The following is a 245-nucleotide window of genomic DNA, read 5'->3' on the forward strand; positions in this document are numbered from 1 at the left end:
AAGATGTTGTGCCCGGCCGGGAGGTTGGCCGTGGCGTTGCTCACCACCACGTGGTCGGCGCGTTCCAGACCCTGTTCGCGGGCTTTGACGGTCAGGCTGGCGGCCACGTTCTCGCTGGTGGCGTCGAACGCACGGCCGTGCTTCTCGTCCAGTGCGGCTACGTTCTGGCGGATCTGCTGGTGCAGGGAATCATCAGGGGTCATTGGAGGCTCCATGTGGCCGCTACCGTGTGGCCGGATGTGGCC

The 245-nt window shown here is 66.1% G+C and carries 1 protein-coding gene; it reads right to left on the reverse strand.

Annotation, left to right across the window (positions count from 1 at the left end; translation table 11 throughout):
• Positions 1 to 203, reverse strand: a 203-nt coding sequence (locus FQ664_RS26680) for an XVIPCD domain-containing protein (RefSeq protein ID WP_218570453.1), incomplete at its 3' end; no start/stop codon positions are given.
• Between the last annotated feature and the right edge of the window lie 42 nt (positions 204 to 245).

It is taken from the genome of Pseudomonas persica (genome assembly GCF_900291015.1).
Taxonomy (GTDB): domain Bacteria; phylum Pseudomonadota; class Gammaproteobacteria; order Pseudomonadales; family Pseudomonadaceae; genus Aquipseudomonas.